Consider the following 14,099-nt stretch of genomic DNA (forward strand, 5'->3'; position numbering starts at 1 on the left):
TTATGAATACAATTCTATTGATTCCAACCGGGGAAGGCGTAGGTTTAACCTCTGCATGTCTGGGCATGATCTATGCCCTAGACTGTAATGGCATCAAAGCCGGTTTCTTAAAACCTTTTTCTCAAAGCCCGCAGCACACCCGTGATGGCACAACGGCTTTGTTTGAACACCTGTTCCAAGGTAAAACTGCAACACCAATCGCCCATAAAAAATTATCGCAATTGATGGCACTCGGTGAGACTGACGAGCTACTTGAAGAAGCCGTGAGCCTGCACCGCGAGGTTGCACGCAATTATGACCTAATCATTGTTGAAGGCCTGATGCCGAACAGTGAAGATCACTTTGTCAATGAAATGAATGCCTGCCTCGCGCAAGCACTCGATGCCAAAGTCGTTTTGGTCAGCACAGCAGATATTCAAAATCCACGTAAAACCGTAGAAAAAATTGAAGCGAATTTACGTCAGTTTGGTGGCGCAACCTCTACCCGTACTGCCGGCGTACTATTTATGCGTACCAAAGGCTTACCAGAAGAGTCTGCCCAGATTCCAGTCACCATGGATCCATCTTTACGTCTGACTGCAGAAATCGAACGCTTCACAACTGAACTACAGCAACATAACCGTTATATCGGCAGTGTGGATTTACCAATTATTGGAATGGTTCCGTTCAGCAACACTTTAAGCGTGCCGCGTACTTTGGACATTGCCCCGCTCATTCAAGCTGAATGGATTTATCAAGGTGATGCAAAACACCGCCGCGTACTACATACCAGCCTGATTGCATCCAATATTGAAAACGAATTGGATAAATTTGTTGCCGGTGAATTGCTGATCAGTGCTTCAGAACGTACCGATGTGTTGCTGGCCAGTAGCTTGGCAACCAGTAATGGTATCCCATTAGCGGGCGTTGTGTTGAGTGACCGTGATGCACCAAGCAGCCAGATTCTGGACTTCTGCCAAAATGCCATCAAGCAAGGCTTGCCAATTTTGCATACCGCATTAAGCCCGCTTGAAACTGCGCTTCGTTTAAACAACTTCTGCAGCGAAATCCCGACCGATGATATCGAACGTGCTGAACAAGTGACACACTTTGTTTCCAGTCATCTTGATTCTGCCTGGTTACAACGTTACAGCGAGAAAGGTGCTAAACCTCGTCTGTCTCCTTCAGCTTTCCGCCATGAGTTGGTTCAAAAGTCGATTGCAGCGAAAAAACGTATTGTATTACCGGAAGGTGATGAACCTCGTACCATTGAAGCGGCAGCGATCTGCCAGTCTCGTGGTATTGCACACTGTATTCTTTTGGCCAAACCAGAAGCGGTATTTGAAGTGGCAAAAGCTCGTAATATCGAGTTGCCAGAAGACTTGGAAATTATTGATCCAGATACGATTCGTGACAACTATGTTGCACCGATGGTGGAATTGCGTAAAGGCAAGTTAAACGACTTACAAGCCAAAGACCAGCTCCAAGATACCGTTGTATTAGGCACCATGATGTTAGCGCTTGATCAAGTGGATGGTTTGGTTTCTGGTGCAGTGCATACTACAGCAAACACTGTACGTCCTGCCTTCCAGCTGATCAAAACTGCACCGGATTATTCTCTTGTGTCTTCAGTATTCTTCATGCTGCTCCCAGACGAAGTGTATGTCTACGGTGACTGTGCGATCAATCCGGACCCAACAGCAGAACAGCTGGCTGAAATTGCCATTCAATCAGCAGATTCTGCAAAAGCCTTCGGTATTGATCCACGCATTGCGATGATCAGCTACTCAACCGGCACCTCTGGTGCGGGTGCAGATGTTGAAAAAGTCAGCGAAGCGACTCGTATTGCACAAGAGCGTCGTCCTGATCTATTAATCGATGGTCCATTGCAGTATGACGCAGCCTCTGTGGAAAGTGTGGGCCGTTCTAAGGCACCAAACTCTCCAGTAGCAGGCCGCGCCAACGTATTCATCTTCCCAGATTTGAATACCGGTAATACCACCTATAAAGCAGTTCAACGTTCTGCGAATGTGGTCAGTGTCGGCCCGATGTTACAAGGTCTGAACAAGCCTGTGAATGACTTGTCTCGTGGTGCATTGGTGGATGACATCGTGTTTACCATTGCATTGACTGCGATCCAATCAGAACAACAAGCCGCAGCAAAATAATCTTTAACTCCGCTGATAGCCATTCAATTTTGCAATTGAATGGCTTTTTTTATGGCACTCCCTCTACTCTCAACCTCTCGACAGCTTGTGCCAGCCACACCGTATGTCCGGCACATTCAGGATCATCTATTCGCAGCTCAACCAGCTGAAAACCATGTTGATAAAGTAACTGCTCATATTCTGCTGGTGCCAGACTCGCATGGTATAACAGTCCTCCTCCAAACTCGCCAATCGCTTCACCATGTTCCGGACCACTGCTAAACATCAAAACTGTACCTGTTTTGGCATGTTGCTGAAAAATGCCAAACATTTCTCTTTGATCCTGATGAGTGAGATGAAAGAAACTGTCCCAAGCCAGAATGCCGTCAAATTGCTGTACTAAATTCAGACTCCGCATATCGGCCTGCTGCCAACTATGCTGAGGAAAGCGTGCTTGCGCCAATTCCAGCATGGCCGGCGCACTATCAATGCCTGTCAGCTGAAAATGATGCTGAATCAACACTTCTGGATCGGCAATCCGGAACCGCAGCCCACACCCAGAACGCTCCCCGTGCAGGCAACAAGGCCATAAATCTCTCCAGCCAACCCTGCTGATAATCCTGTTCACGACGTACGTCATCCCACTGCCGGGCATAGCTTTGATACAGTGGAATGATCTGTGCGGCAAGTGCATTATGATCTTGCATTTTTATCCATTTATTCCTTTTCTTTAGATACCGACGCGCCAGCTATTTCCAGGCTTCTTGGTCACTTATCAGTCTGATTAATTTATTAAACTTTTGCCCAAAAAGCAGTTTAAACGCCCACAAATCCTGCTTTTTATCTTATAATTTGCCCGCTAGCTTTCAGCCCGCTCAAGAGAATTCTGATATGACCACTATTATCAAGCAAGATGACTTGATCACATCGATCAAGGACGCGCTACAGTTCATTTCGTACTATCACCCACAAGACTTTATTCAAGCAATGTCTCGTGCCTATGATCGCGAAGAGAACCAGGCGGCCAAAGACGCAATTGCACAAATCCTGATCAACTCTCGCATGTGTGCAGAGGGCCATCGTCCGATCTGTCAAGATACTGGTATCGTGAACGTATTCCTTGAAGTGGGCTTAGACGTTAAATTTGATTTAACTATGAGCTTGGATGATGCGATCAACGAAGGTGTACGCCAAGGTTACCTCGAAAACAGCAACGTACTTCGTGCTTCTGTTTTGGCAGATCCTGCTTTTGGCCGTAAAAACACCAAAGACAACACGCCTGCAGTGATCCACTACAAACTTGTTCCAGGCAACAAAGTGGATATTACCGTTGCAGCCAAAGGTGGCGGTTCAGAAAACAAATCTAAACTGGCGATGTTGAACCCATCTGATTCCATCGTGGATTGGGTATTGAAAACGGTTCCAACCATGGGTGCAGGTTGGTGTCCTCCTGGTATGCTCGGCATCGGGATCGGTGGTACTGCAGAAAAAGCCATGATGCTTGCGAAAGAAGCATTGATGGAAGAGATCAACATGGACGAATTGCTTCGTCGTGGTCCACAAAGCAAGATGGAAGAACTTCGTATCGAAATCTTCGAGAAAGTGAATGCACTCGGTATTGGTGCACAAGGTCTCGGTGGTTTAACGACTGTTCTTGACATCAAGATCAAAGATTACCCTTGTCACGCGGCAGGCAAACCAGTCGGCATGATCCCGAACTGTGCGGCAACCCGTCACGCGCACTTCCAGCTTGATGGTTCAGGTGTTGCGCATATCCAAGCGCCTAAACTTGAAGACTATCCACAAGTGACTTGGGATGCATCTAAATCTAAGCGTGTGAACCTGGATACCATCACTCAAGAAGAAATGAACTCTTGGCAGCCAGGTGATACCCTGTTGCTCAGCGGTACCATGTACACTGGCCGTGATGCAGCACATAAACGTATGGTGGAAATGATCGACAATGGTGAAGAGCTGCCTGTTGATCTGAAAGGTAAATTCATTTACTACGTAGGTCCAGTTGATCCGGTCCGTGACGAAGTGGTTGGCCCTGCAGGTCCTACAACTGCAACACGTATGGACAAGTTCACTCGCAAAGTACTTGAGCATACAGGTCTGTTCGGTATGATCGGTAAAGCGGATCGTGGTCCTGCTGCGATTGAAGCAATCAAAGACCACAAAGCCACTTATTTGATGGCCGTGGGTGGTGCAGCTTACCTGGTATCTAAAGCAGTACGTCAGGCTGAAGTTGTTGCCTTTGCTGACTTGGGTATGGAAGCCATCTACAAATTTGTCGTAGAAGATATGCCGGTTTCTGTTGCTGTAGATGTGAATGGTACTTCCATCCACGCGATTGCACCAAAAATCTGGCAAGCCAAGATTGGTAAAATTCCAGTCGTAGATGCTGCTGCTCAGTAATCATTGAGTAGATATAAAAAAGCACCTGAATCAGGTGCTTTTTTATTGCAGAGAAATATTTTCTTTCTACAAGAAAGAAAAAACGTGTAGCATCCTTTCGACACTACACGTCCTTTCAGCACACAATCAAAACTTAAGCCGATTTAGAATCAATCACTTTAAGATCTGATTTGACTGCTTCTTCAGTTTCTACTTTGGGCAAACGCTCTGGCTTAAATACTGGCTCAGCTGTTCCATTGATCACCGCTTCATTGATCACCACGGTGCCAACATCGCTACGGCTTGGTAAGTCATACATAGTTTCAAGCAGGACATTTTCCAAGATAGAACGCAGACCACGTGCACCTGTATTACGTTCGAGCGCTTTTTTCGCTACTGCACGCAATGCAGAATCTTCAAATATTAGGTCTACATTTTCCATGCTGAACAAATACTGGTACTGACGAGTCAAAGCATTTTTCGGCTCAGTCAGAATCTGCATCAAGGCTTCTTCGTCCAGCTCTTCAAGCGTTGCAATCACCGGTAAACGGCCAATGAATTCAGGAATCAAGCCAAATTTGACCAGGTCATTCGCTTCAACCTGACGGAACAGCTCAGTGACTTTTTTGCTTTCGTCTTTTTTCTTCACTTCAGCATTAAAGCCAATTCCGCCTTTTTCCTGACGCTGCTGTACGATTTTCTCCAAACCAGAGAAAGCACCGCCACAGATAAATAGGATGTTTGAGGTATCAATCTGAATGAACTCTTGCTGTGGATGCTTACGGCCACCTTGTGGTGGAATAGAAGCCACAGTTCCTTCAATCATTTTCAGTAAGGCTTGCTGCACCCCTTCACCCGATACGTCACGGGTAATCGATGGGTTTTCCGACTTACGGGTAATCTTGTCGATTTCATCGATATAGATAATCCCTTTTTGAGCCTTTTCGACATCGTAATCGGCTTTTTGTAACAGCTTCTGTACGATGTTCTCAACATCCTCACCGACATAACCGGCTTCGGTCAAAGTCGTTGCATCCGCCATGGCAAAAGGCACATCCAGCAAACGTGCCAGTGTTTGTGCCAATAAGGTTTTACCTGACCCGGTTGGACCAATCAGCAAGATATTACTTTTTGCGATTTCCAGCCCATCTTCAGCTTTATGATGGCCATGATGGGAAACTTTCAAACGCTTGTAATGGTTATAAACTGCCACAGACAGGGTCTTCTTGGCCAAGTCCTGACCAATCACATATTGATCCAGTGCAGCACGGATTTCATGTGGTTTTGGCAGAGGACGGCTCGCCCAATCTCCAGATTCCACCTGCTGGCTGGTTTGTACCAAGTCTAAGCATACGTCCACACATTCGTTACAAATATATGCGTCCTCGCCTGCAATCAGTTTCCCGACTTCGGCCTGCGTTTTACCGCAAAATGAACAATGCTTTTGTCCTTGAGGATGTTCGGACATACTTTCTCCAATAATCTAATCTTTTGAGCTTACAGACGTTTGCTTAATACGGCATCGACCAGACCGTAGTCTTTCGCTGCCTGAGCCGTCATAAAGTTATCACGGTCGGTATCACGTGCGACCGTTTCGTAATCCTGACCACTGTGCTCTGCCATCAAGCGGTTTAGACGCTCTTTAATAAACAGGATCTCACGCGCATGGATTTCGATGTCTGATGCCTGACCACGAAAACCGCCTAAAGGCTGGTGAATCATGACACGGGCATTTTCCAGGCAATAGCGCTTGCCTTTGGCACCTGCATTCAACAGGAAAGCCCCCATAGAAGCTGCTTGACCCATACAGATCGTGGATACATCAGGTTTGATGTATTGCATGGTATCGTAAATCGCCATACCTGCGGTCACAGAACCACCCGGTGAGTTAATATATAAATGAATATCTTTATCTGGATTTTCTGCTTCTAAGAAGAGCATTTGTGCGACGATCAAATTCGCCATGTTATCTTCGACTTCACCAGTCAAGAAAATAACCCGTTCACGCAACAAGCGAGAAAAAATATCAAATGATCGTTCACCACGAGATGATTGTTCAACAACCACAGGAACTAAAGCATTTTCAATACCTGGAACATACATACGTTTATTTATTCCTAAATTTTTTGTGACTCAACCCATCGCAACAATATGCGGGATAATGCGCAAAATTGCAAAATTATTCCGAGTAAAATGTCAGATAATTTGTGCATATGCTAGAGGCAGTTACAGTCACAAACAATCCTATAAAAAAAGGCGCTTACGCGCCTTTTTTCATTCAAGTCAAATTAACCTTGTTGACGAGCTTGTTGCTCTTTCAATAGGTCTTCATAACTTACTGCTTTGTCGCTGACTTTAGCTGCTGCCAAGATGTGGTCAACAACTTGGTCTTCAAGTACAACAGCTTCAATTTGCGCGCGTTGTTGCTTGTCATTTTTGAAGAATTCGATCACTTCGTTTGGATCTTCGTAAGAAGAAGCCATATCTTCGATGTAAGCATCTACACGGGCTTGATCTACTTCAAGTTTCGCATCAGCCAAGACCTTGCTCACCAATACGCCAAGTTTTACAGATTTTTCAGCTTGTTCTTTGAACAATTCATCTGGAAGCATGCTTGAATCAAATGCTTTCGCACCTTGTGCACCAAATTGTTGGGTGAACTGTTGGATCATTTGTTGACGTTGACGGTCGATTTCTTGAGCAACCATTGCAGCTGGAAGTTCAACTTCGTTTGCTGCTACAAGCGCGTCAAAAGTAGCGCCTTTCACTTGGTTACGTAAGCCGTTTTTCACTTCACGTTCCATGTTTTTACGAACGTCAGCTTTTAACTTTTCAACGCCGTCTTCTTCAGAAAGACCAAACAATTTCAAGAATTCAGCATCGATTTCTGGAAGTTTTGCTTTTTCAACCAACTTCACAGTGATCTTGAATTGTGCTTGTTTACCTGCAAGATTCGCAGCTTGGTAGTCTTCAGGGAAAGTTACATCAATAACTTTCTCTTCGCCTTTCTTCATGCCTACGATGCCATCTTCAAAGCCTGGAATCATACGGCCTGAACCCAACACAAGTTTGAAGTCTTCAGCAGAACCGCCTTCAAATTTTTCGCCATCGATTGAACCTTCGAAGTCGAAAGTCACTTGCATGTCTTTTTTCGCCATACCTTTGGTTTCAACCCAAGTTTGACGTTGTTTCTGCAAGTTCTCGATCATCTGATCAACATCAGCATCTTTTACTTCAGAAGATTTACGTTCGATTTCAAGAGCATCAAACGCTTTTACTTCAACTTCAGGATAAACTTCAACAGTTGCTTCAAAAGTCAATGCGTCTTCTTTATGCTCAACTTTCTCAATGTTAGGCATACCTACAGCATTGATTTTTTCTTGTTGAATCGCTTCAAATACAGTGTCACGAATGATGTCATTCACCACTTCTTGGTAGATGCCGGCGCCATATTCACGACGTACAACATTCACTGGCACTTTACCAGGACGGAAGCCGTTGATCTTCACAGTTTTGGCAGTGCGTTTCAAGCGAGCTTCAAATTGCTCGTTAATACGGCTCGTCGGTACAGATACGTTTAAACGACGGGCAACGCCCGAAACCGCTTCAGAAGTTACTTGCATGGCTTCCTCGATATGTTTAGTAATAACAGTTTATAAAAAAGTGCCATATTATATGCCAACATTTCAAGATATACAAAATCACCTGATTTTTAGTGTTATTTTTGTTTATAAGAATCGTTGAATTAGATTCAAATCTGAATATCACTGCAGATATCGAGATTAAACAACAAGTTAAACTTCCGTCTTATGCTTTGAGCAAAACTCATTTCAGCCCTGCTCAACCACATAACAGCAAACTTCCCTCCCAAACACTCTAAAATCCCCAAAATCTTCTCCAGTTCATGCAGAGATAACTGAGAAAAACATCAAGAGATTAAAAATATTCACTTAAAATCAGAGCATGATTGAATAACGCCTACAGGACTTAAGCCAAAGATGTGGATGAATCAGCCTCACAACGTGAAAACTTCCCTTGATCCCTGTACTAAGTAAAGCAGGCATAGGCACTTTTAGCATACGCTTTGTTTCATTCCATTATGAATCGACTGCAACGGCCAAATAAAATGATGCCCTGGGATTTTGATTAGTTTAGGCAAGTAAAATAGGACTTTGAAACAAGACTTAACGTTTTTAAATGAAACCGTAATGAAAATCTTTCTCAAAAAGATGCTTACATTTGAAATACTGATCAAAAACAAACAATACAAAGTTTTATCCTATTTATAATTAAAAACAGTAAGTTACTTGTTTTTTGTTACAACATATCATTTGCAAAAATGATCAAGACCAAAGTATCCATCTTTAGTTCCAATAAAAAGCAATTGGTATTACAAATAAGAATTACTATTATTTGCAACATCAACTGATTCTCATTTAGAGCCAATTATGTCATTCATCAAAACACGCAAAAAGATTGTATCTTCAGCGATCGCTTCTTCACTTTCAGTGATGGCAACAGCCGCAATTGCGCAGGAAGATGTTACCCAGCTACCAACAATTCAGGTGGCTGCAAATGCTCAGGAACAGCAAACTTTAAAAGTAGACACTTCTGCAAATGCGAAGTATGTCGCACCCTTAAAAGATACACCTAAAACCGTGTCAATCTTGTCGCAAAAGCTATTACAAGAAACCAATGCCAATACATTACTTGAAGCATTACGCAATGAGCCAGGCATTACTCTAGGAGCTGGTGAAGGGGGTATTCCTTATACGGATATCCCTTATATTCGTGGCTATAACGGTCAAAGTGCCATTTATGTCGATGGTGTACGTAACTCAACAACACAATCACGTGACATGTTTGCGATTGAGCAAGTTGAAATTACTAAAGGTTCTAGCTCTGCCCTCACCGGAGGTAGCGGCGTGGGTGGCAGCATCAATCTGATTCCTAAGTTGGCACATGAAGGTGACCAATATCAAGGTACGGTCGCTGGTGGTACGGACAATTACAAACACATTTTACTTGATGCAAACAAAGACTTGGGCAATGGCATCGCCGGTCGTATTATTGCCATGGGTCATGAAAATGAAAAACCCGGACAAGCGGATGGTGCAGAATATGCCCGTGTCGGTCTGGCACCTAGTATCGCTTTTGGACTAGGCACTCCGAACCGTGCAACCTTGGGTTACTACTTCCTAGCCAGCAATGATGAGCCGGATTCAGGTATTCCATTTAACAACCCGAATATTCCAGGGACAGCACCTGAGGGCACCGTAAAGGGTGATGGTAAACCTGTTGCCGTTAAACAAGGCAGCTACTATGGCTGGAAAGCACGTGACTTTGACAAACGTGAAAACCATATTGGCTCACTCAAATTAGAACATGATTTCAATGATGATCTAACCCTGAGCAATACAACAACGTATAGTCATTCAGAAGCTGATTATATTTATACCAATCCGGATGACTCTAAAGGTAACATCTATAATGGCAAGGTGTACCGTCGTGCAACTCAGTCCATCCGTGAAACTGATGCTTTCAGTAACCAATTGTCTTTAGCTGGTAAATTCAAAACTGGTTCACTCGCACATAGCTTCAACGTCGGTGCAGAATATAGCCATGAAGAAACGGACCGTGGTACTTACACCATCACCTACCCAGGCTATACAGGTACAACAACATCCGGTTTTAACTCAAACTGTGCAAATACTGATGGCTGGTGCACAAGCCTGACCAACCCGAATGCGAATGATGCCTGGTTAGGCACAACCACACCGAATACCAAGCAAAGAAACTCCATCAATGAAACTGTTTCTTTATATGCATTGGACAGCATCGAATTTAACAAATATTGGTTACTGAACCTTGGAGCGCGCTGGGATAAATTCGATTCGGAATTAAAATTCAACAAAGATTACACGGCTGGCAGTACCACCACCCCTGCAGGAACTTTTTTTAGCAACGACTCAGATTTCTTCTCTTACCAAGCAGGAGTGGTCTTCCGTCCAACCGAGCATGGTAGCATTTATGCAAGCTATGCCACTTCAGCCAACCCTGTCGGGATGGATGCAGATGTTGACGGTCTTTCAGTATCCAATCAGTCTTTAGATCCAGAAGAAGCCCGTACTTATGAGTTAGGGACAAAATGGAGCCTGTGGGAGAACCGTGCGAATGTCAACGCAGCAATTTTCCGTACTGAAAAACAGAATACCCGTATTTCTGTCGATGCAAACACCACCGCGAATGCCGGTGAAAGTAAAGTGGATGGTTTTGAAATTGGCTTAACCGGACATCTGACGGATAAGTGGGAAATGGCGGTTGGCTATAGTTATCTAGACAGCGAAGTAGAGAAAGCGGCTTATAACGCGGTCGCACAAGAAGGCAAGCCATTACCGTTCGTAGCGAAAAACAGTGCTAATTTATGGACCACCTATAAAGTGTCACCAAAATTCACACTGGGCGCGGGTGCGCAATATCGTGATCAGGTTTATGCCAATACCAACCCGATCACTGCCACTACGTCAACGAAAATCTTGCCTGCATTCACGATCTACAATGCAATGGCACAGTACCAGGTGAACGAAAACGTCAACCTACAGTTAAATGTGAACAACATTTCTGATAAACGTTACTTCACCAGCGCGCATGCTGCACACTATGCCAATGAAGGTGAAGGTCGTAATGCAGTATTAGCCGTGAACTTCAAATACTAATACTGGGCCTAGCCACAATCAAAAGACCATTTCTCGTGTAGACTAGAAATGGTCTTTTATTTTCATCACAAAAAAAAGAAGCTTGCTTATGATTCATCATATTCCAAATGTTTTAAGCAAAGAACAGGTCGCTGAATTTCGTCAACTGATGGAAACTGCCAATTGGGTAGGCGGAAAAGTCACAGCGGGAACCCTCTCCGCCTCAGTCAAAAAGAATCAGCAACTCTCTGAACATGATCCACTCACGCATCACCTTAGCGAGGTGCTGGTCAAAGCCATCTGGCAGAATCCTCTGTTTCAAGCCGCGGCTCTTCCGCATCAAGTGATTCCGCCTCTATTTAACCGTTATGATGTTTCAGAAAGCTTTGGATTCCATGTCGACAATTCGATACGGCTGATCCGTGGGACATCACAACAGTTACGTACGGATTTATCATGCACCGTATTTTTAAGCGAACCAGAAGAATACGAAGGCGGTGAACTCGTTATTGAAGATACTTACGGTTATCATGAGGTCAAACTACCCGCAGGGGATGCTGTACTCTACCCGGCGACCAGTCTGCATGAGGTCAGCAGCATTACGCAGGGAACCCGTTTTGCGTCTTTTTTCTGGATTCAAAGTATGATTCGTGAGGATACCAAACGTCATTTGCTTTTCACTTTAGATGAAAGTATCCGCCAGTTACGCAAAGACCATGATGATCAGTATCCCGAAGTGATGAAACTGACCAACATTTATCACAATCTTATTCGTATGTGGGCCGAGCTTTAATGCTGTCCAAGTGCTCTTGATCTCTAAAATGCTCGTACAATCCAGCCACATTCTATTTTAGAGATCATTTGCTTTTACTCAAAAAGCATTTACCAAACTGAGAAAAACAGAAAAATTTCTCATATTTATTAAAATAATGAAAATTTATTTTCAAAAAAGTTAAAAATGACTAAAAATTGAAAAACTTTTTCCCTTTATTCTGGTTAAACTCTATCTTATAAATGAACAGATAAGCATCAATTCGATCCAGCTCAACGCGATAGCCCAAAAAGCTTGGAAATTGACTGCATAGACACAATCTATATTAGTAGAACGGTAGTTTGAGTAAGAACTAAACTACTGAGACTACACAAGGAGTTCCCTCATGATGTTGGCTGATCCAAGTAAAAAATATCGTCGCATGTACCAGCGTGTGGACTTGCCTGACCGTCAATGGCCAAATAACGAAATCACCCAAGCGCCGATGTGGATGAGTACTGACCTTCGTGATGGTAACCAGGCCATTTTTGAACCGATGGACATGGAACAGAAATTTAAAATGTTCCAGATGTTGGTCAAAATTGGTTTCAAACATATCGAAATTGGCTTCCCATCAGCGTCGCAAATTGACTTTGACTTCACGCGCAAATTGATCGAAGAAGGTCATATTCCGGATGACGTGTATATCGAAGTCTTGGTACAAGCCCGTGATCATTTGATCCAGCGTACGTTCGAGGCCTTGGAAGGTGCGAAACGTGCCATCGTGCATATCTATAACTCCAACTCTCCAACATTCCGCAAGAAAGTTTTGAATGTGGATGTGGAAGGTGCACGTCAGTTGGCAATCAATGCTGCACAAAAAGTGAAAGAATACGCGGCGAACTACCCTGAAACTGATTTCATTTTCCAGTACAGCCCAGAGTGTTTCTCTGCAACTGAATTGGAAGTTGCCAAAGCCGCCTGCGATGCGGTGACTGAAGTTTGGGAAGCCTCTCCAGACAACAAAGTCATTTTGAACTTGCCAGCGACTGTTGAAGTTTCTACACCGAACATCTATGCCGACCAAGTAGAATGGATGCACCGTAATATCGAACGTCGTGATGGTGTAATCATCTCTGTTCACTGTCACAACGACCGTGGTTGTGGTATTGCAGCGACTGAATTGGCGATTATGGCCGGTGCAGACCGTGTCGAAGGCTGTGTGTTTGGCAATGGTGAACGTACCGGTAACGTAGACGTTGCTGCAGTAGCCTTGAACATGTACACCCAAGGTGTTGCACCAAACTTGGACTTCTCCAACATCAATGAAATCATTGCGACTGTGGAAGAATGTACCGGTTTGCCAGTGCATCCACGCCACCCATATGCCGGTGACTTGGTGTTCACTGCATTCTCTGGCTCGCATCAGGATGCGATCAAAAAAGGTTTTGAATACCAGAAAAATGAAGAAATCTGGGATATGCCTTACTTGCCAATCGATCCAAAAGATTTGGGTCGTGACTATGACGCCGTGATCCGTGTCAATTCACAATCAGGTAAAGGTGGTATCGCCTACTTGTTGGAATCAAATTATAATGTGGTCTTGCCGCGTCGTTTGCAAATCGAATTCTCACAAGTGGTTCAGCAACATACGGATGCAACGGCCAGCGAAATTTCAGCACAAGAAATCTGGAACTTGTTCAAAGAAACTTATGTTGAAGTGAAGAATGCCAACTACACAGCGAAAAACTACAAGTTGTCGGATAACAACGGCAATCAGGTGATTGAGCTTGATGTTGTGGCGAATGGTCAGAGCCAACAACTTCGTGGTGAAGGCAATGGTCCAATCTCAGCGATCTTGGATGCCTTGAACTTGCCAATCGACGTGTTGAACTACGAAGAGCGTAGTATTGGTTCAGGCGCCAATGCCAAAGCCTTGGCCTTGATCGAAATTCAAGTGAAAGGTACCGGTAAATCTGCTTTTGGTGCCGGCTTGCATGACAATATCGTGACATCTTCAATCGAAGCGATCATCGCTGCAACCAACCGTTTAATTGAACAAGGCGTGATCAGCACCGAACAAGTTGTTGCTGCTGCCGTTTAATTGACAAAAAACCCTTTTGAAAGGAT

Annotated in this window: 8 protein-coding genes and 1 pseudogene; 5 read left to right on the forward strand and 4 right to left on the reverse strand. The window is 44.1% G+C overall.

Annotation, left to right across the window (positions count from 1 at the left end; all coding sequences use genetic code 11):
- The first annotated feature begins 2 nt into the window (after positions 1–2).
- Positions 3–2,147 carry a phosphate acetyltransferase gene (gene pta, locus PGW99_RS09630; RefSeq protein WP_273777467.1) on the forward strand — a complete coding sequence of 715 codons (2,145 nt, stop codon included), beginning with the start codon at positions 3–5 and terminating at the stop codon, positions 2,145–2,147.
- A gap of 49 nt (positions 2,148–2,196) precedes the next feature.
- Here the strand turns inward: pta and PGW99_RS09635 are convergent.
- A pseudogene (locus tag PGW99_RS09635) lies at positions 2,197–2,833 on the reverse strand (class I SAM-dependent DNA methyltransferase).
- Positions 2,834–3,017: 184 nt separating this feature from the next.
- Here PGW99_RS09635 and PGW99_RS09640 point away from each other — a divergent pair.
- On the forward strand, positions 3,018–4,544 hold the full coding sequence (locus PGW99_RS09640; RefSeq protein ID WP_273777468.1) for a fumarate hydratase: 1,527 nt from the start codon (positions 3,018–3,020) through the stop codon (positions 4,542–4,544).
- 133 nt (positions 4,545–4,677) lie between these two features.
- Here PGW99_RS09640 and clpX read toward each other — a convergent pair whose 3' ends face one another.
- The 3 genes from clpX to tig form a co-directional block, all read right to left on the reverse strand.
- The gene (gene clpX / locus PGW99_RS09645; protein ID WP_273777469.1) at positions 4,678–5,991 is read right to left on the reverse strand and encodes an ATP-dependent protease ATP-binding subunit ClpX; all 1,314 of its coding nucleotides are present in this window, start codon (positions 5,989–5,991) and stop codon (positions 4,678–4,680) included.
- Positions 5,992–6,020: 29 nt separating this feature from the next.
- Complete coding sequence (gene clpP, locus PGW99_RS09650; protein WP_273777470.1) at positions 6,021–6,626, reverse strand: ATP-dependent Clp endopeptidase proteolytic subunit ClpP; 606 nt, start codon at positions 6,624–6,626, stop codon at positions 6,021–6,023.
- Between the two features lie 185 nt (positions 6,627–6,811).
- A complete protein-coding gene (gene tig / locus PGW99_RS09655; protein WP_273777471.1) occupies positions 6,812–8,146 on the reverse strand; it encodes a trigger factor in 1,335 nt (444 codons plus the stop codon).
- An 825-nt stretch (positions 8,147–8,971) separates the two neighbouring features.
- On the opposite strand from tig, the gene PGW99_RS09660 reads away from it, so the two are divergent.
- From PGW99_RS09660 to leuA, 3 genes are all read left to right on the forward strand, one after another.
- Positions 8,972–11,239: a TonB-dependent receptor gene (locus PGW99_RS09660; protein WP_273777472.1), complete on the forward strand. Its 2,268-nt coding sequence runs from the start codon at positions 8,972–8,974 to the stop codon at positions 11,237–11,239.
- Positions 11,240–11,327: 88 nt separating this feature from the next.
- A complete protein-coding gene (locus PGW99_RS09665; RefSeq protein ID WP_273777473.1) occupies positions 11,328–12,011 on the forward strand; it encodes a Fe2+-dependent dioxygenase in 684 nt (227 codons plus the stop codon).
- 364 nt (positions 12,012–12,375) lie between these two features.
- The gene (gene leuA / locus PGW99_RS09670) at positions 12,376–14,073 is read left to right on the forward strand and encodes a 2-isopropylmalate synthase (RefSeq protein WP_273777475.1); all 1,698 of its coding nucleotides are present in this window, start codon (positions 12,376–12,378) and stop codon (positions 14,071–14,073) included.
- Positions 14,074–14,099 lie beyond the last annotated feature (26 nt).

This window comes from Acinetobacter sp. GSS19 (genome assembly GCF_028621895.1).
In the GTDB taxonomy this organism is placed as follows: Bacteria; Pseudomonadota; Gammaproteobacteria; order Pseudomonadales; family Moraxellaceae; genus Acinetobacter.

Excerpts from the sequence above, each read along its gene's own strand:
- tig (WP_273777471.1), bottom strand. The coding sequence starts at position 8,146 with ATGCAAGTAACTTCTGAAGCGGTTTCGGGCGTTGCCCGTCGTTTAAAC.
- clpP (WP_273777470.1), bottom strand. The coding sequence starts at position 6,626 with ATGTATGTTCCAGGTATTGAAAATGCTTTAGTTCCTGTGGTTGTTGAA.
- PGW99_RS09660 (WP_273777472.1), top strand. The coding sequence starts at position 8,972 with ATGTCATTCATCAAAACACGCAAAAAGATTGTATCTTCAGCGATCGCT.
- leuA (WP_273777475.1), top strand. The coding sequence starts at position 12,376 with ATGATGTTGGCTGATCCAAGTAAAAAATATCGTCGCATGTACCAGCGT.
- clpX (WP_273777469.1), bottom strand. The coding sequence starts at position 5,991 with ATGTCCGAACATCCTCAAGGACAAAAGCATTGTTCATTTTGCGGTAAA.
- PGW99_RS09640 (WP_273777468.1), top strand. The coding sequence starts at position 3,018 with ATGACCACTATTATCAAGCAAGATGACTTGATCACATCGATCAAGGAC.
- pta (WP_273777467.1), top strand. The coding sequence starts at position 3 with ATGAATACAATTCTATTGATTCCAACCGGGGAAGGCGTAGGTTTAACC.
- PGW99_RS09665 (WP_273777473.1), top strand. The coding sequence starts at position 11,328 with ATGATTCATCATATTCCAAATGTTTTAAGCAAAGAACAGGTCGCTGAA.